Source organism: Amycolatopsis sp. NPDC004747, assembly GCF_053601335.1.
On record NZ_JBSGBQ010000002.1, the window covers coordinates 296,306 to 315,708 of the forward strand.

At 72.0% G+C, this 19,403-nt stretch carries 21 protein-coding genes; 3 read left to right on the plus strand and 18 right to left on the minus strand.

The window, feature by feature from the left end:
• Positions 1–3 precede the first annotated feature (3 nt).
• The 6 genes from resB to hemL form a co-directional block, all read right to left on the minus strand.
• Positions 4–1,599, minus strand: coding sequence for a cytochrome c biogenesis protein ResB (gene resB / locus ACWEGE_RS03735; protein ID WP_449658877.1), 1,596 nt, complete (start codon positions 1,597–1,599; stop codon positions 4–6).
• Positions 1,596–2,369: a cytochrome c biogenesis CcdA family protein gene (locus ACWEGE_RS03740; protein ID WP_449658878.1), complete on the minus strand. Its 774-nt coding sequence runs from the start codon at positions 2,367–2,369 to the stop codon at positions 1,596–1,598. The genes resB and ACWEGE_RS03740 overlap by 4 nt, the downstream gene beginning before the upstream one ends.
• A gap of 306 nt (positions 2,370–2,675) precedes the next feature.
• The gene (locus tag ACWEGE_RS03745) at positions 2,676–3,437 is read right to left on the minus strand and encodes an aminoglycoside phosphotransferase family protein (protein ID WP_449658879.1); all 762 of its coding nucleotides are present in this window, start codon (positions 3,435–3,437) and stop codon (positions 2,676–2,678) included.
• Positions 3,438–3,441: 4 nt separating this feature from the next.
• Positions 3,442–4,005 carry a TlpA family protein disulfide reductase gene (locus tag ACWEGE_RS03750; protein WP_449658880.1) on the minus strand — a complete coding sequence of 188 codons (564 nt, stop codon included), beginning with the start codon at positions 4,003–4,005 and terminating at the stop codon, positions 3,442–3,444.
• Complete coding sequence (locus ACWEGE_RS03755; protein WP_449658881.1) at positions 4,002–4,628, minus strand: histidine phosphatase family protein; 627 nt, start codon at positions 4,626–4,628, stop codon at positions 4,002–4,004. The genes ACWEGE_RS03750 and ACWEGE_RS03755 overlap by 4 nt, the downstream gene beginning before the upstream one ends.
• Positions 4,625–5,926: a glutamate-1-semialdehyde 2,1-aminomutase gene (hemL, locus tag ACWEGE_RS03760; protein WP_449658882.1), complete on the minus strand. Its 1,302-nt coding sequence runs from the start codon at positions 5,924–5,926 to the stop codon at positions 4,625–4,627. Before hemL ends, ACWEGE_RS03755 begins: the two co-directional genes overlap by 4 nt.
• Before the next feature lie 60 nt (positions 5,927–5,986).
• Between hemL and ACWEGE_RS03765 the strand changes: the two genes are divergently transcribed.
• Positions 5,987–6,463: a TspO/MBR family protein gene (locus tag ACWEGE_RS03765; protein WP_449658883.1), complete on the plus strand. Its 477-nt coding sequence runs from the start codon at positions 5,987–5,989 to the stop codon at positions 6,461–6,463.
• On the opposite strand, the gene ACWEGE_RS03770 is transcribed toward ACWEGE_RS03765, so the two are convergent.
• From ACWEGE_RS03770 to hemB, 8 genes are all read right to left on the minus strand, one after another.
• The gene (locus tag ACWEGE_RS03770) at positions 6,460–7,026 is read right to left on the minus strand and encodes a hypothetical protein (RefSeq protein ID WP_449658884.1); all 567 of its coding nucleotides are present in this window, start codon (positions 7,024–7,026) and stop codon (positions 6,460–6,462) included. The two genes, ACWEGE_RS03765 and ACWEGE_RS03770, sit on opposite strands and share 4 nt — an antisense overlap.
• A 35-nt stretch (positions 7,027–7,061) precedes the next feature.
• Entirely contained in the window at positions 7,062–8,264 is a 1,203-nt protein-coding gene (locus ACWEGE_RS03775) for an ABC transporter permease (RefSeq protein WP_449658885.1), read from the minus strand.
• Positions 8,261–8,974 carry an ABC transporter ATP-binding protein gene (locus tag ACWEGE_RS03780; protein ID WP_449658886.1) on the minus strand — a complete coding sequence of 238 codons (714 nt, stop codon included), beginning with the start codon at positions 8,972–8,974 and terminating at the stop codon, positions 8,261–8,263. Before ACWEGE_RS03780 ends, ACWEGE_RS03775 begins: the two co-directional genes overlap by 4 nt.
• Positions 8,971–10,266 carry an efflux RND transporter periplasmic adaptor subunit gene (locus ACWEGE_RS03785; protein WP_449658887.1) on the minus strand — a complete coding sequence of 432 codons (1,296 nt, stop codon included), beginning with the start codon at positions 10,264–10,266 and terminating at the stop codon, positions 8,971–8,973. The genes ACWEGE_RS03780 and ACWEGE_RS03785 overlap by 4 nt, the downstream gene beginning before the upstream one ends.
• 62 nt (positions 10,267–10,328) lie before the next feature.
• Complete coding sequence (locus ACWEGE_RS03790) at positions 10,329–10,667, minus strand: hypothetical protein (protein ID WP_449658888.1); 339 nt, start codon at positions 10,665–10,667, stop codon at positions 10,329–10,331.
• A gap of 13 nt (positions 10,668–10,680) precedes the next feature.
• Entirely contained in the window at positions 10,681–11,127 is a 447-nt protein-coding gene (locus ACWEGE_RS03795; protein ID WP_449658889.1) for a hypothetical protein, read from the minus strand.
• Positions 11,124–11,660: a hypothetical protein gene (locus ACWEGE_RS03800; RefSeq protein ID WP_449658890.1), complete on the minus strand. Its 537-nt coding sequence runs from the start codon at positions 11,658–11,660 to the stop codon at positions 11,124–11,126. Before ACWEGE_RS03800 ends, ACWEGE_RS03795 begins: the two co-directional genes overlap by 4 nt.
• A 17-nt stretch (positions 11,661–11,677) precedes the next feature.
• Positions 11,678–12,649 carry a porphobilinogen synthase gene (hemB, locus tag ACWEGE_RS03805; RefSeq protein ID WP_449658891.1) on the minus strand — a complete coding sequence of 324 codons (972 nt, stop codon included), beginning with the start codon at positions 12,647–12,649 and terminating at the stop codon, positions 11,678–11,680.
• 82 nt (positions 12,650–12,731) lie between these two features.
• On the opposite strand from hemB, the gene ACWEGE_RS03810 reads away from it, so the two are divergent.
• Both ACWEGE_RS03810 and ACWEGE_RS03815 read left to right on the plus strand, forming a co-directional pair.
• Positions 12,732–13,517 (plus strand): DUF6597 domain-containing transcriptional factor, encoded by a 786-nt coding sequence (locus tag ACWEGE_RS03810; protein WP_449658892.1) that lies wholly within the window; start codon positions 12,732–12,734, stop codon positions 13,515–13,517.
• A complete protein-coding gene (locus tag ACWEGE_RS03815; protein ID WP_449658893.1) occupies positions 13,514–14,386 on the plus strand; it encodes an NAD-dependent epimerase/dehydratase family protein in 873 nt (290 codons plus the stop codon). The genes ACWEGE_RS03810 and ACWEGE_RS03815 overlap by 4 nt, the downstream gene beginning before the upstream one ends.
• 52 nt (positions 14,387–14,438) lie before the next feature.
• Here the strand turns inward: ACWEGE_RS03815 and ACWEGE_RS03820 are convergent, their stop codons facing one another.
• The 4 genes from ACWEGE_RS03820 to ACWEGE_RS03835 all read right to left on the minus strand — a co-directional run bounded on the left by ACWEGE_RS03820 (position 14,439) and on the right by ACWEGE_RS03835 (position 19,235).
• Positions 14,439–15,971: a uroporphyrinogen-III synthase gene (locus ACWEGE_RS03820; RefSeq protein WP_449658894.1), complete on the minus strand. Its 1,533-nt coding sequence runs from the start codon at positions 15,969–15,971 to the stop codon at positions 14,439–14,441.
• A gap of 86 nt (positions 15,972–16,057) precedes the next feature.
• Complete coding sequence (gene hemC, locus ACWEGE_RS03825) at positions 16,058–16,987, minus strand: hydroxymethylbilane synthase (protein WP_449658895.1); 930 nt, start codon at positions 16,985–16,987, stop codon at positions 16,058–16,060.
• A 20-nt stretch (positions 16,988–17,007) separates the two neighbouring features.
• Positions 17,008–18,315, minus strand: a complete 1,308-nt coding sequence (locus ACWEGE_RS03830) for a glutamyl-tRNA reductase (RefSeq protein ID WP_449658896.1) — start codon at positions 18,313–18,315, stop codon at positions 17,008–17,010.
• Positions 18,312–19,235, minus strand: coding sequence for a redox-sensing transcriptional repressor Rex (locus ACWEGE_RS03835; protein ID WP_449659077.1), 924 nt, complete (start codon positions 19,233–19,235; stop codon positions 18,312–18,314). Before ACWEGE_RS03835 ends, ACWEGE_RS03830 begins: the two co-directional genes overlap by 4 nt.
• Positions 19,236–19,403 lie beyond the last annotated feature (168 nt).

The window sequence follows — 19,403 nt, forward strand, 5'->3', positions numbered from 1 at the left end:
GCCTCAGCCCTTCTGCCCGCTGAGCAGGCGTTCGCTGACCCGGTGGAACTCTTCGCCGTACCCGGCCTGGTCGGTGCGGGCCAGCCCGGCGACCTCGATCACGGTACCCGGGTCGTCTTCGGTCCCCGGTTTCACCCGCACCCACAGCCGGCGGCGCTTGACCAGCAAGGACGCGCCGAGCCCGACGAACATCGCGATGGCGAAGCCGAGCACGAACCCCTGGGTGGGGTCGTGAGAAACCTGCAGTGACACCCACTGGCCGACGCCGTCGAAGCGGATCTTCGTGCCGTCGTCGAGCTTGAGCTCCTGGCCGACCTGGAGGTTCTGGCGGGCGACCTTCTTCAGCCTGCCGTCGTCGATGAGCGACTGGTCGACCTGGAACACCGACTGGCCGCGCCCGGCGTCGAGGCCGATGTCGCCGCGCAGGACGTCGACGGCGACCGCCGGGTCCTTCGCCTCGGGGGCCGACGACGTCAGGACGTTGCCGTGCAGGAACGCCGTCGGGGCGAACAGGCCGGTGATGGCCAGCTGCCGGGTCCGCCGCTCGGCCTCGCTGGTCAGGCCGGGCTGGTCGAACTTCGTCGCGCCCTCGGCGAGCATCGTGTTCGGGTCGACCGTGCGCCACTGGGTGTTCTGGGTGCGTTGCGTGCCGTCCGGGAAGGTGACGGTGAACTTCGGCGAGTAGCCGTGGCCGAGCAGGTAGACGCGGTCGCCGGCGGTGCGCAGCGGCGAGTTGACCTCGAGGCCGTACGGGCGCCAGGTGTTCGTGTCGAGGTCCTCGCCGGACTGGTACTCGATGTTCGAGTGGTAGTAGTCCGGCTGGCCGGACTCGGTGTAGCGGGCGGTGAAGTCGTTGACCTTCACGCAGAACGGGTCGAGCCGGGTGCCGTCGACCTTCAGGCCCGCGTTGAAGGAGTCGTAGAGGTAGATGCCGCCGTTGCAGAAGGTGCTGCCGTTGGCCTGGACGATGACCTGGCCCTCGTAGCCGAAGAGCTTGCCGAGGGCGAAGAACACGATCAGGCCGAGCATGCTGAAGTGGAAGACGAGGTTGCCGGTCTCGCGCAGGAAACCGCGTTCGGCCGAGACGGTGCGGACACCGCCGGCTTCCTCGCGCTCGACGCGGCGCCAGCCGGAGAGCTGCTTGTGGACGGCCTCGACCTCGGCGGCGACGTCCTGCCTCCCCCGCCCGAGCCGGTAGTGGGGCATCCGGGCGAGGTTGCGCGGCGTCAGCACCGGCTTGGCGCGCATCGCCTTGACGTACTCGAAGCTGCGCGGGGTCAAGCAGCCGACCAGCGAGACCATCAGCAGCAGGTAGATCGCCGAGAACCAGATGCTGGAGTAGACGTCGTAGAACTCGAGCTTGTCGAGCAGCGTCCCCCACCAGCCGTGGGCGGTGATGTACTCGTCGACCTTGGGTGCGTTGAGCTTCCGCTGCGGCAGCAACGCGCCCGGCAGGGCGGCCAGCGCGAGCAGGAACAGCAGGACGAGCGCGGTGCGCATCGACGTCAGGCCGCGCCAGGTGTTGCGCAGGAAGGCGAAGGTGCGCTTCACGGGTGTCGGGCCCTGTGGTGCCTTCGGGGGCGCTTCCGTGGTGGTCACAGCGGCAGCTCCAGGTTGACCGCGAGTTCGTTGCGGAGCCAGCCCATCAGGTCTCCCCAGACGCCGGTGACCAGCAGGACGCCGACGATCAGCAGCAGCACCCCGCCGAAGACCTGCACCTGGCGGCCGTGCCGGCGCACCCAGTCGGTGGCGCGCACGGCCCACCGGGCGCCCAGCGCGATGAGCAGGAACGGCAGGCCGAGGCCGAGGCAGTAGACGGCGATCAGCAGGTACCCGCGGGCCGCGGCCCCACCGGTGGCGCTGGCCAGGGTGGTGACGGCGGACAGCGTCGGGCCGATGCACGGCGTCCAGCCGAGCCCGAAGATCGCCCCGAGCAGCGGGGCGCCCCAGACCCCGCCGCGCGGGACGTGGTGCGAGCGCACCTCGCGCTGCAGGCCGGGGATCCAGCCGAGGAAGACGAAGGCCATGGCGATGGTGAGGATCCCGCCGATGCGCTGGAGGAGGTCCTGGTTGAGGGTGAGGGTCGCGGTCAGCCAGACGAGCGTGCCCAGGGTGGCGACGAACACGACGGTGAACCCGAGCACGAAGAGAAGAGCGGCCCCGACCACGGCCCACCGGCCGGTTTTGCGTTCTTCGTCGGCCCTGACGGCCGGAGCATCGGCCCCGACGAGAGCGGCGAGGTAGGCGAGGTACCCGGGAACGAGCGGCACGACGCACGGCGAAGCGAAGGAGATGGCCCCGGCCAGCAGAGCGACACCCGCGGCGAGCAGCAGCGGCCCGGAGATCGCCAGCTCGGTCACGGAGTTCACCCCGTTGAGGGTAGGCAGTGAGGTCCTGGTGAGAACGCCGGGGCCGGTTCACAGGACCTCGGTCACAGCAGTTCAGGACCTTGGTCCTGCCGGTTGCCGCCATTCCGGGCGATTCCCGGTGGCCTGGATTTCGCGGGTCCGGCCACCCATCCACAGTTCGGCCGGGTTGTGGATGACTCCGCTGCCCGGCGGGCGATCGGCGGGTTCTGTCGTCTCTCGCCGATAGACTGGGACGGGGAGGTTCCCCCAGGGAAGGGCGGGTGGCGCGCGCGGCCGACCTGATCAGCACCGGTCGGCTGGGAGAGGTCACTCGAAGAGGTGCCGGTGTCCCCGGCTCCACTCGACCCGGGCGGCCAGCTCGTCGAGGTATCCCTCGGCCACCCAGCGGACCTGCGGCTGGTGCCCCTCTTCCGCCGCCCGGCGGACCTCCTCGAGCCCGGACCGCTGGACCTCGAGCACGGCGTCGACCAGCCCCGCCGTCGAGGTCAAGCCGTACGCCTCGGCGAACACCTCCACCCGGCGGCGGCGGTCGGGCGGCTCGGCGTAGCGGAGGCTGCGTGCGCATTCGGCGTCGTCGCGGAAGGGCGCGACGTACTCCAGCGCGTACGCCACGTCGTGGAGCCGGGGCCCGGGCCGGGCGTAGTCCCAGTCGAGGATCCCGACCGGCCGCTCGCCCTGCCAGACGACGTTCCACGGGCCGAAGTCGCCGTGGCAGACCACCTCGCCGGGCCCGCTTCCGGTGCACCAGGTGAGGTCGGCGGCGAGCCGGAAGCCGGCCACCGCGTCGTGGTAGTCGCGGAGCAACCGGGCGAAGGCGGTCAAGCCGCCGTCGCCGGTCACCTTCGCCCAGCCCTGGGGGCCCGATTCACCCACCAGGTAGGTGAGCACCTCCCGGCCCTCGTCGTCGATGCCCAGCACCCGCGGCGCGGCGGCGAAGCCCACATCCTCCAGGTGCCGGAGCAGGGCGTGGACCGCCGGCGTCCACGGGTGCACCGGACGGCGGACGGTGTCGCCGATGCGGACGACCCGGCGGTGCGGCTCGTCCTGGAGCAGCTCCTCGGCCGGCACCCGATCAGGCTTCCGCGTTCAGCCTCTGCGTCACCGGCTGCAGGTCCTGGGCCAGCACCGGCCGCAGGAACACCGCGGCGACCCGGTGCTGCTTGTCCAGCACGATCGTCGACGGGATGATGTTCCTCGGGTAACCGCTCAGCTTGAGGAGCACGCGGCCGTCCGGGTCGTAGATCGACGGGTACGTCAGCTTGCGGTCGCGGACGAAGTCCTGGGCCACCTCGCGCGCCGGATCGCGGACGTCGATGCCCACCACCTGGACGCCCTGCTTGGCCAGGGACTCCATCTCCGGCACCTCCGTGCGGCACGGCCCGCACCACTGGCCCCACAGGTTCAGCACCACGACCTTGCCCGGGTACTCCGCCAGCGACAGCTGCTTGCCCTCGTTCATCAGGTCCTCGCCCGCGAGGACCGGGGCCGTCTGGCGCTCGGCGCCCTCGTAGGTGATGTCGACCTTGCCGCCCGGCGACACGAAGCTGAAGCTGCTCCCCTGCACCACCGCGTCCTTGCCCGCGCTGCACCCGGCCAGGGCCAGCAGCAGGACCGGCACCAGGAACGAACGCTTCATGCCCCGGTCACCTTCGGGTCGGTTGCGCCCGCCGGCTCGCTGTAGACGATCTCCCGCAGCTCGTCGCCTTCGAACACCAGGGACGTCAGCGACGCCAGCGAGCACTGGCGGCGACGCGGGTCGTGCCACAGGCGCTTGCCCTCGAGGAACCGCCGCAACGTCCAGATCGGCAGCTGGTGCGACACGCAGAGGGCTTCATGGCCGAGCGCCGCCTCGCGGGCCCGGTGGACCGCGCCGAGCATGCGGTGCGCGATCTCGAGGTACGGCTCGCCCCACGACGGCTTGAACGGGTTCACCAGCTTCGGCCAGTGGCGGGGCTCCCGCAGCGCGCCGTCGCCGACCGCCACCTGCAGGCCCTCGAACTGGTTGCCCGCCTCGATCAGGCCCTCGTCGGTCGCGATGTCGAGCCGGTGCGCCGCGGCGATCGGGGCCGCCGTCTCCTGGGCCCGCTGCAGCGGTGACGCGACGACGTGCACGAGGTCGTGACCCGCGACCGCCTCGGCGACCGTCAGCGCCTGCCGCTGCCCGCGCTCCGAGAGCCGGTAGCCCGGCAGACGGCCGTAGAGGATCTTCGCCGGGTTGTGCACTTCGCCGTGACGCAGCATGTGGACGACGGTGGTCACTGGACGGCCCCAGCCGCCGCGCGCGCCGCCGCGGGCAGAGCCGCTTCGATCACCGAGAACGCTTCCTCGTCCATCGCCGCGTTGACGAACCACGCCTCGTACGCGCTCGGCGGCGCGTACACGCCTCCGTCGAGCAGCGCGTGGAAGAACGGCGGGAAGCGCCAGGTCTCGGACGCCTGCGCGCCGACGTAGTCGCGGACCGGCTCCTCACCGAAGAACACGCTCACCAGGTTGCCCGCGTACTGGACGTTGTGCGCCACCCCCGCTTCGACCAGGGCCGCGTGGAAGAGGTTGCCGAGGCGCTTCGCGTTGGCGTCGAGAGCCGCGTACACGGCGTGGTCGGCCGCGCGCAGCGTCGCCAGGCCCGTGGCCACCGCGACCGGGTTCCCCGAGAGCGTGCCAGCCTGGTAGACCGGCCCGCCCGGGGCCAGCTTGGCCATCACGTCGGCGCGGCCGCCGAAGGCCGCCGCCGGGAGGCCGCCGGACATCACCTTGCCGAACGTGTAGAGGTCGCCGGCCACGCCTTCGAGGCCGAACCAGCCCGCGTGCGAGACGCGGAACCCGGTCATCACCTCGTCCATGATCAGCAGCGCGCCGTGCTCGTGGGCGAGCTCGCGCAGCCCGGCGTTGAAGCCGTCGGCGGGCGCCACCGCGCCCATGTTGCCCGCCGCCGCCTCGGTGATCACCGCGGCGATCTCGCCCGGGTTGTCCTCAAAGGACTTCCGGACGGCGTCGAGGTCGTTGTAGGGCAGCACGAGCGTGTCCGCGGCCTGCGCGCCGGTGACACCCGGCGACGTCGGCAGCCCGAGCGTCGCGACGCCGGAGCCTGCCTGGGCGAGCAGCGCGTCGACGTGACCGTGGTAACACCCGGCGAACTTCACGATCTTCGACCGGCCGGTGAACCCCCTGGCCAGCCGGATCGCGCTCATCGTGGCCTCGGTGCCCGAGTTGACCAGGCGGACCCGCTCGACCGGCGCGACCCGGCCGATGATCTCCTCGGCCAGCTCGACCTCGCCGATCGTCGGCGTGCCGAACGAGAGCCCCGAGGTCGCCGCCGTGCGCGCCGCCTCGACGACCGCCGGGTGCGCGTGGCCCAGGATCATCGGGCCCCAGGAGGACACCAGGTCGACGTAGCGGTTGCCGTCGGCGTCCCACAGGTGCGGGCCCTCGCCGCGGACCATGAACCGGGGGGTGCCGCCCACCGAGTTGAAGGCCCGGACCGGCGAGTTCACCCCGCCCGGGACGGCCGCCTTCGCGCGTTCGAACCATGCCTTGGACTGCTCGGTTCCGTTGCTCACGGGTCCAGTCTCCCAAACCCGCATAAGATGGCGGGCAGCCGCCCGGGAGGGGAACAGCCGGTGACCGAACGCGCCCAGCACCGCAACCCGTGGGTGATGCTGGCCGGGTTCCTGGGCGTCGTCGCCGTGGTGGCCGTGGTCGGCGCCCTGGCCGCGACGTCGGCGAGGGAGGTCTACGCACGGCTGGAGCAGCCCTCGTGGGCGCCGCCCGCGTCCGTGTTCGGTCCGGTGTGGACGGTGCTGTACGTCACCATCGCGGTGGCCGGCTGGCTGTACTGGCGCACGGACGGCGAGACGCGCGGCTTCGCCGCCTACGGGATCGGCCTGCTGTTCAACCTGCTCTGGACGCCGCTGTTCTTCGAGAGCGGCGCGGCCAGGGTGGCGCTGGCCGACATCGTGCTGCTGGACGTCGTCGTGGTGGTGACGATCGTCCTGTTCGGCCGCCGGTCGAAGGCCGCCGCCGCGCTCCTGGTGCCCTACCTCGCCTGGATCCTCTACGCGACGGCGCTCAACGCCGCGATCGTCGTCCTCAACTAGCGCGCGGCCTGCTGGGTGATGGCCTGCGCGGCCACCGTCCCGTCGCTGCCCGCCTGACCCTGGACGACGACCGTCGCGCCCGGCTTGAGGTCCGACAGCTTGCCCTGCTGGGTCACCCCGACCGTGGTCGAGTCCGATGTGGACACCTTGACGTCGTCGCCCTGCGCGGTCTTGACGTACACGGTGGTGCCGTCGACGTGGTCGACCGTGCCCGTGGTGCCGCGCCCGCCGCGGAACCCGCCGCCCTGCTGGCCGGCGCCGGCCTGCTGCCCGGTGCCGCCCTGGCCCCTGGCCTGCCCGCCGGCGGTGCCGCTCGGGCGCGACGGCGTCGAGGAGCCGAACGCCGCGTGCGTCCACGCGCCGCCGCCGAACGCGATCGCGAAGGCGACCAGCCCGGCGAGCACCAGCGTGGTGCGGGAAAACGGCTTCGTGGCCCGGCGCATCTCGGCGTTCAGGTCACCGTCGACGGCCGGGCTGGCGACGATCTGTTCCGCGGTCGGCTCCACGGCGGGGAGGGTCGCCGTCGGCTCGTCCCCCGGCGGGGTCGTCGTGTGGGTGGACATGCGAAGACTCCTTATTCGTGACGCAGGGCGTCGGGTCATTCGTGACGCAACGCGTCGATCGGCCTGAGCTTGGCGGCCCGGTTCGCCGGGAAGCTGCCGAAGAACAGCCCGATCAGGGCGGATACCGCGAAGGCGAGCAGGATCGACGAGGGCACCACGACGGGCTTGATGCCGGAGATGGTGAACCGGCTGCCGATCACCCCGATGGCGACGCCGAGCAGCCCGCCGAACAGGCTGAGCATGGTCGCTTCGGCGAGGAACTGGCCGAGGATGGCCGAGCGCGGGGCGCCGATCGCCTTGCGGATGCCGATCTCGCGGATCCGCTCGGTGACCGTGACGAGCATGATGTTGGTGACGCCGATCCCGCCGACGAGCAGCGAGATGGCCGCCACCGCCCCCAGCAGCACGGTGAACGTCTCGGTCGCCGAGGTGCGGGTCGCGAGCAGCTGCTCGGAGTTCTGGATCTGGTAGTCCGGGGTGCCGCCGAGCCGGATGCCGTGGCGGGCGTTGAGGATGGCGGTGATCTCGGACTGGGCCAGCGAGACGGAGTCGGCGCTGGTGGCCTGGACGGCGATCTGGCTGAGGCTGCCGTACCCGGCGAGGGAGTTCTGGACCGCCGAAATCGGCGCGATGGCGACGTCGTCGGCGTTCTGGAGGCCGGTGCTGCCCTTGGCCTGCAGGACCCCGATCACGGTGAACTGGATGCTGTTGAGCAGCACGTTCTTGCCCACCGGGTCGGCCGTGCCGAAGATCGACTGGGCGGTCGTCGGGCCGAGCACGACGACCTTCCGCGCGGCCGTGACGTCCTCGCCGGTGAACAGCTGCCCCTGGGCGAGCTCGCGGTTGGTCGTGGTGAAGTACGCCGGTTCGGTGCCGGCCACGCTGGAGATGTCGTAGGACGTCTGCCCGTAGGTCGCGGTCGCCGTCGTGTTGACCACCGGCGAGGCGGCCTTGACGTCGGGCGCGCCGACGGGGTCGACGAGCGCGTGCGCGTCCTGCACGGTCAGCGGCCGGGCGGTCGCACCCTGGCCGCCGCCGCGGGCCGGGGAGACGTTGACGACGTTGGTACCGAGGCCCTGGATGCTGGCCGCGATCGCCGCCGAGGCGCCGTTGCCCACCGCGACCAGCAGGATCACCGCGGCGACGCCGATGGTGATGCCGAGCGTGGTGAGGGCCGAGCGCAGCTTGTTCGCGGTGAGGCCGCGCACGGCGAACCGCAGGATTTCGAGGAGGTTCACGAGACCGCCCCCACCGTGCCGGTCGTGCGCGTGACTTCGTCCGAAACGATCAGCCCGTCGTCGACCCGGACGACCCGGTGCGCGTGCGCGGCGACCTCGTCCTCGTGCGTGATGACGACGATGGTGCGGCCCAGGGAGTTGAGCCGGTCGAACACGCCGAGGACCTCCTCGGTGCTGTGGCGGTCGAGGTTGCCGGTCGGTTCGTCGGCCAGCAGCATCGCCGGGCCGGTGACCAGCGCCCGCGCCACCGCGACGCGCTGGATCTGACCGCCGGAGAGCTCGCTCGGCAGGTGCTTGGCCCGTTCGGACAGCCCCACCATCTCCAGCGCCGCCAGCGCGCGACGGCGGCGCTCCGACCGGCGAAGTCCACTGTAGACCAGCGGCAGTTCCACATTGGACAATGCCGACGTCCGCGGCACCAGGTTGAACGACTGGAAGATGAACCCGATCTTCCGGTTGCGCAGCAACGCCAGCTGCCGTTCGTTCAGCTTCCCGACGCCGAACCCGTCCAGCAGGTACCGGCCGGACGTCGGCACGTCGAGGCAGCCGAGCATGTTCAGCAACGTCGACTTGCCGGAGCCCGACGCGCCCATGATGGCGACGTACTCGCCGGGCCACACGGTGAGGTCGACGCCGCGCAGCGCGTGCACCGCCGTCTCGCCCGCCCCGTAGGTCTTGCGCAGCCCGGAGACCGCGATCACCGGGTTCATCCGCGGCCGCCGAACCCGCCGCCGGCGCCGCGCTGGCCGCCGCCCGGGAAGCCGCCGGTGCCCCCGGTCCCAGGGAACCCGCCCGTGCCGCCGGTGCGCCCGGTGCCGCCCGTGGTGCCGGTCGTGGCCGTCCCGGTCAGCACGACGTTCTCGCCCTCGGTCAGCCCGGAGGTGATCTGGACCGTCGACTCGCCCCGCAGCCCCACCTGCACCTGGCGGGTGACGTTCTGCCCGTTCTCCTGCACGGTGACCAGGTTGGTGCTGCCGACGGTCTGCACCGCCGCGGCCGGCACGCTCAGCGCGTCGTCCGCCTCGGCGACGGTGATCACCACGCTCGCCGACTGACCGGGCCGGAGCCCGTCCGGCGGGTTGGCCAGGGCCAGCTGGGCGCCGTAGGAGACGACGCTGCCGCTGGTGGTCGGGGTCAGGTTGATGCTCGACACGGTGGCCTGGATCGGCTTGTCCGGCAGCGCGTTGAGCGTCACCGTGGCCTGCTGGCCCGTCTTGACCTTGCTGACGTCGATCTCGGCCACCGAGGTGTTGACGACGAGGCCGCTGAGGTTCGTGATGGTGATGAACCCGCTGCTGCCGGACGAGGAAGCCGCGGCCGCGCCGGAGTTCGACGACGAGCCCTGGCCGCCCTGGCCGCTGCCGCTGCTGCTCGACGACTGGCTCGTGGCCGCGGAGCCGCTGGAGGACTGCTGCCCGACGGCCCCGTTGATCGCGGTCACGGTGCCGGCGCCGGGCGCGTAGAGCACGGTGTTGTCGAGCGCCTGCTGCGCGGTCTGGACGTCGAGCTGGGCCTGGTCGAGTTTCGCCTGCGCCGAGGTGACGTTGTTGGCCAGGGTCTGGGCGCTGCTCTGGGCGTTCTGGCTGTTCTGCCCGTTCTGCGTGGTGACCGGCGTGTCCTGGGCGGTCTCGGCGGTGTCGAGGCCGTTCTGGGCGACGGCGAGATTCGCCTTCGCGACCTGGAGCTGCTTCGACGCCTGCGTGCTGTCGACGGTGGCGAGCTTCTGCCCGGCGCTGACGACGTCCCCGACCTTGACGTCGATCGAGGTGACCTTGCCGGCCGTCGCGAAGTTCGCGGCGCCGGTGTAGCTGCTGGCGAGCGTCCCGGCGGCCGAGACGGTCTCGGTGACCGTCGCCTTGCGGACCGGGGTGCTGCGCGACTGCGCCTGCGCCGAGCTCGGTTCGGGGGTGAATGCCTGGTATATCCCGAATCCCGCCCCGGCCAGCAGTACGACCAGAGCTCCGTTGATCACCCATGCCTTCGAGGCACGCACGCGCGTCATGCGGCAACTTTGGTGCCGCTGCTTAGCAAGAGACTGTTCGTTGCCTGTGCGCGAGCTGTGTATCAGGCCTTGGGCTTGGGGCCGCGCGCACGGATGGCGAGCGACAGCTGACGCACCGCGTCCACCAGCAGGAGCGCGGCCACCGTGCCGAGCCCGATGGCGGCGGCGAGCAGCCCGCCGAAGTACCGGTGCGACTCCAGCACGGCGCCGTCCTCGGTCCGGGTGACGACCGTGGCGACGCTGTCGTGCCAGCACAGGTAGGCCACCCAGCAGGCGAGCCCGGCGAGCAGGACCTCCACGACGGCGACCAGCGTCCGCCAGGGCTTGTGCAGCCTCGCCTGCGGGCCGGGTTCGTCCGGCGGCCAGAGCTCGGCGCCGGTGGGCTGCGGAAGGTCGATCACGGCACCGATTTTCTCATGCTTCGCGCGGGGTCGCCCGGACGAGCCGGTCCAGCGCGTCCCGCAGGGCCTCGACGTCCTTGGCCCACGCCAGCACGACCGTGCCGTCGGCCAGCTTCACCGGCAGCGAGTCGTACTTCCGCGGCACCGACCAGCCGCCGCCCAGCACCCGCGCGCCGACCGGTGTCCCGACGTCGGCCACCTCGGCGATCTGCGCGGCCGGCACCTGCTCCCGGCCCTGCCGCAGCCGCTCGGTCGTCACCTCCAGCGACAGGAACCGGCGGCGGGCGTACACCCACGGCATGGTGATGACGCAGAGGCCGAACCCGACCATCAGCCAGCCCACGACGTGCACCGGGCCGCCGGTGGCCAGCTCCGCGAGCGCACCCACCAGGGCGAACACCGGGCCCCAGCCGATGGCCGCCCAGCTCACGCCGGACTCGGCGTAGAGCCGGTCGCTCACGGCTTCTTGCCGACCTTGGGGAAGTAGCCGCTCACCGAGGGCAGGTACAGCAGCACCAACGCGATCACGAACAGCAGCACCGCGACCAGCGTCAGGTACGTCAGCACCGGCGCGAAGGTGAAGATCAGCAGCACCATCACGATCGGCAGCACGGTGAGCACCGTCCGGGCCGAGCGGGTGCCTTCCCGGGCCTTGTACGCGAACAGCAGGAACAGCAGGCTGAACACGATCGACCCGACCAGCAGGAACCACAGCATCGCCGTGACGCCGTCCGCGATCATCTGCGGGGTGATCTTCGGGTCCTTCGTGCCCTCGATGTACCGGTCGATGACCGCGGACTTGCCGGCCATCAGCTGGACGTACCCGAGGATCAGCACCACGCCGCCGGCCAGCCACAACCAGAACGACACGGCCACCGGGCGCGGCGGCGTCGCCTTGGGGGCTTTCTCACCGGGGAGCACCGGGTCGGGCGACCGGCCCTGCTTGCGCCGTTCGTCGTCGGTCAGACCGGTGAGGTCCTCTTTGTCTTCCACGCGAGGACTCTAGCCCGTCACTCCAGCCAGGCGGCAGCTTCCGCGGCCCAGTAGGTGAGGATCATGTCCGCGCCGGCCCGGCGGATCGACGTCAGCACTTCGAGGATCGTCCGCTCGCGGTCCAGCCAGCCGTTCGCCGCGGCGGCCTCGACCATCGCGTACTCGCCCGAGATGTTGTACGCCGCCACCGGCACCGGGGAGATGTCCGCGGCCGCCTTGATGACGTCCAGGTAGGCCAGCGCGGGCTTGACCATCACCATGTCGGCGCCCTCGGCGATGTCCAGCTCGAGCTCGCGCAGCGCCTCGCGGCCGTTGCCCGGGTCCTGCTGGTAGGTCTTGCGGTCGCCCTTGAGCTGCGAGTCGACGGCCTCGCGGAAGGGGCCGTAGAACGCGCTGGCGTACTTCGCGGAGTAGGCGAGGATCGCCGCGTCCTTGTGCCCGACCTCGTCGAGCGCCCGGCGGATGACGCCGATCTGGCCGTCCATCATCCCGGACGGCCCGAGCACGTGCGCTCCGGCTTCGTACTGCGCGATCGCCATCTGCGCGTAGATCCGCAGGGTGGCGTCGTTGTCGACCGCGCCGTCGGCGTCCAGGACGCCGCAGTGGCCGTGGTCGGTGAACTCGTCGAGGCAGGTGTCGGCCATCAGCACGGTGGCGTCACCGAGCTCGTGGCGCAGGTCGCGGAGGGCGACGTTGAGGATGCCCTTCTCGTCGACCGCGCCGGAGCCCTCGGCGTCGCGCGTGGCCGGGATGCCGAACAGCATCAGCCCGCCGACCCCGGCGTTGACCGCGTCGACGGCGGCCTTCCGCAGCGTGTCGCGGGTGTGCTGGACGACGCCGGGCATGCTCGCGATCGGCCGCGGCGCGTCGATCCCTTCGGCGACGAACATCGGGAGGATCAGCTGGCGTGGCCGCAGCGTCGTTTCGCCCACCAGCCTGCGCATGGCCGGGGTGGTGCGAAGCCTGCGGGGACGATGCTCTGGGAACACCCCTCCAAGTTACTCCGGCTGTGATCGCCGGAGTTCCGCAAGGGTGCTTGACCCCCGTCCGCGCGGACGATTCGGTACGGGGGTGACCGAGTACGTCGAACGCCTGCCCGTGCCGCGGCTGGCGCCCTTCGTGCGGACGGTCTGGCTCCAGCGCACCGGCGACGAACCGTACGTCCAGCGGCACCTGCCCACCGGCGGCGCCGAGCTGCACTTCCCGATCGGCGGCCGGCCCCGGCTGCTCGGCCCGCTGACCGCGGCCCGGCTCGAGGTCATCCCACCGCGCACGGCCCTCGTCGGCGTGCGGTTCCGGCCAGGTGCCGCGCCCCCGCTGCCAGTGCCCCTCGAGGAACTGGTCGACCAGCACGTCGAGCTGGCCGACGACCGATGGGCCGAGGCGGTCGCCGCGTCCCCGGAGCGGGCCCTCGAAACCATCCAGGCCCGGCTGTCGGTGAAAGCGGATCCACTGGTCAGCGAGGCTGTCCGGCTGCTGATGCCGTGGCACCCGGTCGACATCGACACCCTGGCCTGCCACCTGGCGCTGTCCCGCAGCCAGCTGCGCCGGCGCTGTCTGCAGGCGGTGGGCGTCGCGCCGAAGGTCCTGCAGCGGACGCTGCGGTTCCAGGGTTTCCTCGCGCTGGCCCAGGCGGGGCTGCGGAGTGCGGCCGGGCTCGCCGCCGACGCCGGGTACGCCGACCAGGCGCACCTCAATCGGGAATGCCTTCGCCTGACCGGGCTCACCCCGCGCGCGCTGCTCGGCGGCAGCGTCGAGGAGTGCGCGTGCGGCCACGACCACTCGGCGTCCTACCTGCCGTTCCTGCGCGATTCGTTCAAGAACCCCCGGAGGAGCGTCCCTAGCCTGGCGCGATGATCCTCGTCACCGGTGGGCTCGGCATGATCGGCGCCCACACCGCCCGCGCGCTCCTCGACCTCGGCCACGACGTGGTCGTGACGTCCCACCGGCGCGGCGACGTCCCCTCGTTCCTGGCCGGCCGCGTCACGGTCGAGCACCTCGACGTCACCGACCGGGACGCCTTCCTCGCGCTCGGCTCGCGCCACGACATCACCGACCTCGTCCACCTCGCCGGCAGCATCCCCGGCGAGGATCCGGTGGACTTCTTCCGCACGGACACGACCGGCCTGCTCAACGCGCTGGCCGCGGCCCGCGCGTGGGGTGTCCGCCGGTTCGCCGTCGCGAGCAGCCTCGGCGTGTACATCGGCCGTCCCGAGATCACCTGGACCGAAGACCTCTCCCTGCCTACGGCCGACCTGCCACACCTGATCATCGCGTTCAAGAAGGCGGTCGAGCCGCTGACGACGCACGCGCTCGCGGGCAGCGGCGTCCAGCCGGTGGTGCTGCGGATCGGCACGATCTGGGGCCCGCTGGTGGATCCGGCCTCACCGTTCTGCCCGATCCCGTCGCTGGTCAACACGGCGACCTCACCCATGCACGCCGACGACGGCGGCGATGTCTGCTACGCGCCGGACGCGGGCCGCGCGATAGCCCTGCTGACCACTGCCCCGAGGTTGAACCACGAGGTCTACAACGTCTCGAGCGGCCGCCCGTTCACCTACGGCGAGTTCGCGTCGGCGCTGGGCACAACCCTCCCACCGGGCGGCGCGCGCGGCCCGTACCTGGACATCTCCCGCCTCACCGAGGACACCGGCTTCGAGCCGCACTTCGACGTCCCCGCCTCGGTGGCCGACTACCTGAAGTGGCGCGAGACCAACCCCCGCTGAAACGAGCGAAGGCCGCCCCGGCGAACCGGGGCGGCCTTCGTCGTGAAGAACGTTAGGAGCGGCGGGCCCGCTTTGCCTTGCGCGGCGGCGGGAGCGCACCCTCGGCACGCAGGCGAGCGGCGTGCTCGGCGAGGGCGTCCACCAGGTGCGGCACGTCCGCCTTCTCCGGCTGGACGTCGACCCGCAGCCCGAACTCCACCGCGGTCTCGGCGGTCTTCGGGCCGATGCACGCGACCAGCGTGCGGGTGTGCGGCTTGCCGGCGATGCCGACCAGGTTCCGCACGGTCGAGGACGAGGTGAAGCAGACCGCGTCGAACCCGCCGGTCTTGATCATCTCGCGGGTCTCGGCGGGCGGCGGGGCGGCCCGGACGGTCCGGTAGGCCGTCACGTCGTCGATCTCCCAGCCGCGCTCGCGCAGGCCGGCCGACAGCGTCTCGGTGGCGATGTCCGCCCGCGGCAGCAGCACGCGGTCGACCGGGTCGAGCACGTCGTCGTACGGCGGGAACTCGGCCAGCAGGCCCTCGGACGACTGCTCGCCCGACGGGACCAGCTCCGGGATGATGCCGAACGAGCGGACCTTCGCCGCGGTCGATTCGCCGACGCAGGCGATCTTCACGCCGGAGAACGCGCGGGCGTCGAGCCCGAACTCCTCGAACTTCTCCCACACCGCGCGGACCGCGTTGGTGGAGGTGAAGACGATCCACTGGTAGCGGCCGTCGACCAGGCCCTTGACCGAGCGCTCCATCTGGGCCGGGCTGCGGGGCGGCTCGACCGAGATGGTCGGCACCTCGTGCGACGTCGCGCCGTGGCCGCGCAGGCGCTCGGCCATCTCGCCGGCCTGCTCCTTGGTGCGCGGCACCAGGACCTTCCAGCCGTACAGCGCGCGCGACTCCCACCAGGACAGCTTCGAGCGGGCCCCGGCGGCCTGGCCGATCGTGACGATCAGCGGCCCGACGAGCTCGCCCGCGTCGTTCGCGACCTTCTCGAGCGTGGTGTCGAGGGTGCGCTGGGTGTTGATGGTGCCGTTCGCGGTGACCGCGACCGGGGTCGACGCCGGGACGCCGTTGCCGGTCAGCGCCGAAGCGGCCTCGGCCAGGTGCGCCGACGTGGCGTGCAGCACCAGCGGGCCGGGCGCGGCGGCCAGTGCCGCCCAGTCGACGTCGCCGCGGACGTCGACCTCGGTGTGCGTGCCGCCCAGCGCGACGCCCGCGTACGCCGGGACGGCGGCGGCCGGGGAGACGCCCGGGATGACGTCGAACACGGCGCTCGTGCGCGCGACCGCCTGGACCTCGGCCACCACGGCCGGGGTGGTCAGCGGGTCGCCCGCGACCAGGCGCAGCACCAGCCGGCCGGCCTTGGCCTCGGTGGTCAGGTCCTTGGCGACCTCGGCGGCTTCGCCGACGGCGGGCCGGACCTCGGCGCCCTCGGCGGCCATGGCCAGCACGGCCTGCGGCACGTCGGGGTCGGTCACCACGACCTCGGCCTTGGTCAGCAGCTCCTGGGCACGGACCGTGAGCAGGCCGGCGTCGCCGGGGCCGGAGCCCACGAACGCTACGCGCCCGGTGGTCTTTCGCGCGGGGGTCATCTGTGCGTTTCTCCTCTTGCGGCGACCGTGCGCGAATGCACGGACGCAGGTCTCCTACACGTCTGTTCGAAGCGCTCGCGAGAGCGCTACTGCGCGGGGCCGGAGAACGCTCCGGCACCCAGGTCCAGCAGCTCGGCGGCCAGGTCCTTGCCCAGCTGGGCGGCCTGGTCCTTGTCGGCCAGCGCGGAGGCCCGGACCATGTCCACCGCACCGTTTTCGCCCTCCGCGGCGGCGGTGCCGCGCAGCGAGATCCGTTCCACGACCTTGCCCTCGGCGTCGAGATCTTCGACGATCTCGGCGAGCGCGCCCACCGGCGCGCTGCACCCCGCCTCGAGCGCGGCCAGCAGGGCCCGCTCGGCCGTCACCGCGGCCCGCGTGCCCTCGTCGTCCAAAGTGGACCGGAGCAGCTGCTCGAGGTCCACGTCTCCCGCCCGGCACTCCACCGCCAGCGCGCCCTGTGCGGGCGCGGGCAGCATCTGGATCGGGTCGAGGGTCTCGGTGATCGCCTCGACCAGACCGACCCTGGCCAGTCCGGCACGCGCGAGCACCACGGCATCGAGCTCGCCGTCGGTCACCTTGCGCATGCGGGTGTCGATATTGCCGCGAATCGGCACGATTTCCAAACCGAGGCCCAGCGCACGCAGCTGCGCGGTGCGCCGCGCCGCGCCCGTGCCCACCGTCGAACCCGGCGGCAGCTCGCCCAGCGTGAGCCCGTCACGCGCGATCAACGCGTCCCGCGGGTCCTCGCGCGGCGGCACGGCGGCCAGCGTGATGCCCGGTTCCGGCGCGGTCGGCAGGTCCTTGTAGGAGTGGACGATGACGTCGACTTCGTTGCGCAGCAAGGCTTCCCGCAGCGCCGAGGTGAACACGCCGACACCGATCGTCGCGATCGGGGCCAGCGACCTGTCGCCGGGGGTGGTCACCTTGACGATCTCGACCTCGACGCCGGTGGCGCGCAGGGCGTCGGCAACGGTCCCGGTCTGGGTGAGCGCGAGCTTCGAACCGCGCGTACCCATTCGAATGACTCTGGTCACTACTACTTCTTCTCTGGTGGGGGCTTCGGGCTCGCCACCGCGGCGGGCGCCTGCGGGTCGAGGCAGAACAGTTCGCGCAACGCGTTCGCGTAGTCGGTCTCGGCCGTCTCGGCGGCCAGCTGCTTGACCCGCACCGTGGGCGCGTGCAGCAGCTTGTCGACCACCCGGCGGACCGTGCGGCCGACCTCCTCGCGGACGGCGCCGTCCAGGTCCGGCAGGCGGTTGTCCAGCCGCAGCAGCTCGGCGTCGACGACCTCGGCCGCGCGGCGGCGCAGCGCGGTCACCGTCGGCGTCACCTCGGCGCTGCGCTGCCCGGCGAGGTAGTCGCGCACCTCGTCGAGGACGATCCCGGTCGCCTTGGCCGTCTGGCGCTCGGTGGTCGGGGTGCCGGCTTCGCGCATCCGGCGCTGGATGGTGGCCAGGTCGACCACCCGGACGTCCGCCAGCTCGCCGACCTCGGGGTCGACGTCCCGGGGCAGGCCGAGGTCGCAGACGACGAGGGCCCGGCCGCCGCGCGGCAGTACGTGCTCCGGGGCGAAGACGGCGTCCTGCGCGCCGGTGCAGCAGATGACGATGTCGGCGTCCCGCACCGCGTCGGCGACCGCGGACAGCGGGACCGCGCGGGCCGGCACGCCCTGCTCGGTGACGTTCGCGGCGAGCCGCCGGGCGCGGGCGTCGGTGCGGTTGGCCACGGTGATCTCGCCGATCCCGGCCTTGCGCAGCTGCGAGGCGCTCAGCGCGCCCATCGAACCGGCGCCGACGATGACGGCGTGCTTGCCCGCCACGTCCCCGGCCGCGGCGAGCGCTTCGGACACGACCGACGCGCCGAGCTGGTCGAGCCCGGTTTCGGTGTGCACGCGCTTGCCGACGCGCAGCGTGGTCTGGATCAGCTCGTGCAGCGTGCGGCCGACGGTGCCGGCCTCGCGCGCGGTGGCGTAGGCGGAGCGGACCTGACCGAGGATCTGCGTCTCGCCGACGACCATCGAGTCCAGGCCCGAGGTGACCGAGAACAGGTGCTCGACGGCGGCGCCGGCGTAGTGGACGTACAGGCTGTCGTAGAGCTCGGCGGGCGCCATCCCGGCCTGGCGGGCGAGCACCTCGGAGACGTCGTTGAGGCCGCCGTGGAAGGTCTCGACGACCGCGTAGACCTCGATCCGGTTGCAGGTCGAGACCAGCATGACCTCACTGACATGCTCGGCCTGCTGCAGCTCGTCGAGCACCTTGCCGATCTCGGGCGCGGGCACCGCGACGCGCTCGAGCGTGCTCAGCTCCGCACTCCGGTGCGAAAGCCCGACCGCCAAAACGCTCATGAGCGCACCACCATTTCCCGTCCGCCGTCCGGACCCGAGCCGTTCCGCCTGCCGTTCCCATTCTCGGACGGGTGAACCGCTCCGGGTAATCCGGAATTGCCCTGATTGCCGGCGGCCGAGGCTTCACTGTCCGCGCGGCGGGCCACATGGAACGAGAGTATCTGCAGCTCGACGGCCAAATCCACTTTGCGGACCTCGATGTGAGCAGGAACCTGCAACACGACCGGAGCGAAGTTGAGGATGCACTGGACACCGCCTGCGACCAGCCGGTCACACACCGACTGCGCCGCGGTGGGCGGGGTGGCGATCACGCCGATGGAGATGCCGCGCTCGGCGCAGATCCGCGGGATGTCGTCCATGTGCGACACCGGCAGCCCGCCGACCGGCACGCCGATCAGGTCCGGGTCCAGGTCGAACAGCGCTTCGACCGGGAAGCCGCGCCCCGGGAAGCCGCCGTAGTTGGCCAGCGCGTGGCCCAGGTTGCCGATCCCGACCACGGCCACCTTGTGCTGGCGGGTCAGGCCGAGGATGCGCTCGATCTGGCTGACCAGGACGCCGACCTCGTACCCGACGCCGCGGGTGCCGTAGGAGCCGAGGTAGGAGAGGTCTTTGCGCAATTTGGCGGAATTCACGCCGGCGGCCTGCGAGAGTTCTTCGCTCGAAACGGTCGTCGCGCCCTGTTCCGACATTCCGGACAACACGCGCAGGTAGACGGCCAGCCGGGCGACGGCGGCCTCGGGGATGGACTTCGCCCGGACGGCCTCGGGGGCATCCCCGTTGCGGCCCGGCTCACCGGCGGGTACCGCGGGCATTTCGGCGGTGGGGGCGTTGTCGGCGTCGAGACCGGCCGGACGGCGGGGCCGCCGGGGCGCCCGGCCCGGGGAGTCCGCCGCTTCGCGCCTCCCCCGCTGTGTCACCACGCCGTAGTTCTCCTGCCCGCTGTGCACGTCTGGCGGCCGTCGCCATTTGGAACTGTGTCTTGACCCAGGCCCCGGACTCCGGTTCGATACCGGCCCGTCCCGGGCGACGCCCTTACGGTAGACCACTTGTGAACGCACGCACAAAGTCACTGGTCGGAGGCGGTTCCG

Excerpts from the sequence above, each read along its gene's own strand:
- ACWEGE_RS03820 (WP_449658894.1), bottom strand. The coding sequence starts at position 15,971 with ATGACCCCCGCGCGAAAGACCACCGGGCGCGTAGCGTTCGTGGGCTCC.
- ACWEGE_RS03785 (WP_449658887.1), bottom strand. The coding sequence starts at position 10,266 with ATGACGCGCGTGCGTGCCTCGAAGGCATGGGTGATCAACGGAGCTCTG.
- ACWEGE_RS03750 (WP_449658880.1), bottom strand. The coding sequence starts at position 4,005 with ATGAAGCGTTCGTTCCTGGTGCCGGTCCTGCTGCTGGCCCTGGCCGGG.
- hemC (WP_449658895.1), bottom strand. The coding sequence starts at position 16,987 with ATGGGTACGCGCGGTTCGAAGCTCGCGCTCACCCAGACCGGGACCGTT.
- ACWEGE_RS03830 (WP_449658896.1), bottom strand. The coding sequence starts at position 18,315 with ATGAGCGTTTTGGCGGTCGGGCTTTCGCACCGGAGTGCGGAGCTGAGC.
- ACWEGE_RS03815 (WP_449658893.1), top strand. The coding sequence starts at position 13,514 with ATGATCCTCGTCACCGGTGGGCTCGGCATGATCGGCGCCCACACCGCC.
- ACWEGE_RS03770 (WP_449658884.1), bottom strand. The coding sequence starts at position 7,026 with ATGTCCACCCACACGACGACCCCGCCGGGGGACGAGCCGACGGCGACC.
- ACWEGE_RS03780 (WP_449658886.1), bottom strand. The coding sequence starts at position 8,974 with ATGAACCCGGTGATCGCGGTCTCCGGGCTGCGCAAGACCTACGGGGCG.